General features: G+C 60.6%; 4 protein-coding genes. All 4 read right to left on the bottom strand.

Features of this window, described 5'->3' with window-relative positions; genetic code table 11:
* Nucleotides 1-87 precede the first annotated feature (87 nt).
* Genes QMX86_RS27880 through QMX86_RS27865 form a run of 4 tightly spaced genes read right to left on the bottom strand, consistent with a single transcriptional unit; the run spans nt 88 to nt 2,487 of the window.
* Nucleotides 88-648 (bottom strand): hypothetical protein, encoded by a 561-nt coding sequence (locus QMX86_RS27880; protein ID WP_071171497.1) that lies wholly within the window; start codon nt 646-648, stop codon nt 88-90.
* A 54-nt stretch (nt 649-702) separates the two neighbouring features.
* Nucleotides 703-825: a hypothetical protein gene (locus QMX86_RS27875; protein ID WP_256584315.1), complete on the bottom strand. Its 123-nt coding sequence runs from the start codon at nt 823-825 to the stop codon at nt 703-705.
* Nucleotides 822-2,030 carry an MFS transporter gene (locus QMX86_RS27870; RefSeq protein ID WP_282387851.1) on the bottom strand — a complete coding sequence of 403 codons (1,209 nt, stop codon included), beginning with the start codon at nt 2,028-2,030 and terminating at the stop codon, nt 822-824. The genes QMX86_RS27875 and QMX86_RS27870 overlap by 4 nt, the downstream gene beginning before the upstream one ends.
* Before the next feature lie 52 nt (nt 2,031-2,082).
* The gene (locus tag QMX86_RS27865; protein WP_016773714.1) at nt 2,083-2,487 is read right to left on the bottom strand and encodes a MarR family transcriptional regulator; all 405 of its coding nucleotides are present in this window, start codon (nt 2,485-2,487) and stop codon (nt 2,083-2,085) included.
* Nucleotides 2,488-2,625 lie beyond the last annotated feature (138 nt).

Below are 2,625 nucleotides of genomic sequence, written 5' to 3'. Positions count from 1 at the left end.
CTTTTGATCCTGGAATTTCAAGAACAAAAGATCGCAGCCTCGTTGCACTCGTCAGCTCCTACAGGATCATCACAAGGCTTCAGGGCTTCAGGGCTTCAGCGGTTTGGAGGCAATTGCCTTTTCGATCGCCGCAATAAATTCCGGATCATCCGGTTTGGTCAAACTGGAAAAACTCGCCACCACCTTGCCCTGCCGGTCGACCACGTACTTGTAGAAATTCCACTTCGGCGCATTGCTCTGCGCGGCCAGCACCTGAAACAGATGCGTGGCGTCATCGCCACGGACTTTCTGCGGCTCGGTCATGTTGAAGGTCACGCCATAGTTGGCGTAACAGACCTTGGCGGTTTCCGCGCTGTCCTTGGACTCCTGCTTGAAGTCATTCGACGGCACGCCAAGCATCTCCAGCCCTTGCGCCTTGTAGCGCTTGTTCAGCGCCTCGAGGCCTTCGAACTGCGGGGCGAAACCGCAGAAGCTGGCGGTATTGACCACCACCAGCGGCTTGTCGGCGTACTGCTTGCACAGATCGATGGATTCCTTGGCGCGCAACTTGGGCAGCGAGCCTTGCAGCAGCTCAGGACAATCGGCGGCCTGGGCCAGGCCAGTCAATGCCATCAGCAACGCGGGAACAGCACACCAGCGCATCAACATGTCGAATTTCCTTGGGCAGTCACCAGACTTCGACGTTACTCGCCACGTTGCCATCTAGCAAATGCTCATGCCCAACTGCATCAGCGCCAGACCGCCGCGTTGCCAGCCCCACCACACCAGCGCCAACAGCGCAGCAGCCAGTGCGGTCAGCGCGAATCGCGCGCAGATCCGGCTCATGCTGCGCTCGCCGCAGCTTGCAGGCGCGCCACCGGACGCTCGCGCACCGGCCAGTTCAGCGCCGCCGCCAGCAGACTCAAGAGAACCGCCACTTGCCAGATCAAGTCATAACTTCCGGTTTGGTCATACACCACCCCGCCCAGCCAGCCGCCAAGGAACGAGCCGAGCTGATGGAACAGAAAGACGATGCCACCGAGCATGGACAAATTGCGCACGCCGAACAAGGTCGCCACCGTACCGTTGGTCAACGGCACCGTCGACAGCCACAGGAAGCCCATGGCCATGCCGAACAGATACGCCGTGGTGGTCGTCACCGGCAACCACAGGAACAGCACGATCACCACCGCGCGCAACAGATACAGCGCAGTCAGCAGACGCGGTTTCGACATGCGTCCACCAAGCCAGCCGGCGGTGTAAGTGCCGAAGATATTGAACAGTCCGATCAACGCCAGCACCGTAGTGCCGACACTGGCGGGCAGATGCTGATCGACCAGATACGCTGGCAAGTGCACACCGATGAACACCACCTGAAAGCCGCAGACAAAAAAGCCGAACGCCAGCAGCCAGAAACCGGAGTGCGAACAGGCCTCACGCAGCGCTTCGGAAAGAGTCTGTTCATGGCCAAACACCGGCAGCGGTTTGTCCTTGAGCATGCTCACCAGCGGCACAATCATCGCCACCAGCAGGCCCAGCACCAACAGCGCGGCCGACCAGCCGAGCCAGCCGATCAGGCCCAGCGTGCCCGGCAACATCGCGAACTGGCCGAACGAACCGGCGGCGCTGGCGATACCCATGCCCATGCTGCGTTTCTCTGGCGGCACAGCGCGACCCACAACACCAAGAATGACCGAAAACGAAGTGCCCGAAAGACCGATACCGATCAGCAGACCGGCACTGAGTGACAGAGTCACTGCCGAATCAGACAGGCCCATGCACACCAGGCCCGCCGCGTAGAGGATCCCACCGACCAGCACCACTTTCGCCGCACCGAAGCGGTCGGCCAGGGCGCCGGTAAACGGTTGCGCCAGACCCCAGATCAGGTTTTGCAGGGCGATGGCGAAGGCAAACACTTCGCGGCCCCAGCCGAACTGCGCGCTCATCGGCGACAGGAACAGACCGAACCCGTGACGCACGCCCAATGACAACGCCAGGATCAGCGCACTCCCCAGCAACACCCAACCGCACGTACGCCACATCGTTGTCATTGTTATTCTCCAGTCGCGGGTATATACCCGCTTGAGCTCGAAAAAACCGGCATCAGGCCAGTTCGTCGAGCAATTTGAGCAAGGTTTCGCGCTTCTCGGCACCGAGACGGTCGATCAGTCGCTGTTGCGCCGCTTCCCACGCCGGCAGTGCCGCTGCCAGCCGCTGCACGCCGGTTTCAGTGAGGCGCACGATGCGGTTGCGCATGTCCTCGCCTTCGGCCAGCGCCACCAGACCTTCGCCTTCCAGCACACGTAAATTGCGCCCGAGAGTGCTGCGATCCAGGCCCATGGCCTCAGCCAGTTCGGAAATGCTCGGTTGCTCCAGCCGCTGCAGATTGCACAGCAAAGAATACTGGGCAACGTTGATCCCGAAGCCATCGAGAGCGCCGTCGTAATGCCTGCTGACGCCACGCGCGGCGCGACGCAGGTTAGTGCACAAACACTGGGAAGGAAGCATGATGCGTGTATATACCCGCGAGTGTGTTAAATCAAGTTACAGATGAGTTTACTCTGAACATCATTGTTGCCGGTGAGGCCGCCTTCGCGAGCAGGCTCGCTCCCACAGGGGATTGCATTTCGAAGGTGGGAGCGAGCC

The sequence above is a fragment of the Pseudomonas sp. PS01270 genome (assembly GCF_029959775.1).
Lineage (GTDB): Bacteria > Pseudomonadota > Gammaproteobacteria > Pseudomonadales > Pseudomonadaceae > Aquipseudomonas > Aquipseudomonas atacamensis.
Note: the sequence above shows the minus strand (reverse complement) of the source record. Positions and strands in the feature narration are given on the sequence as shown.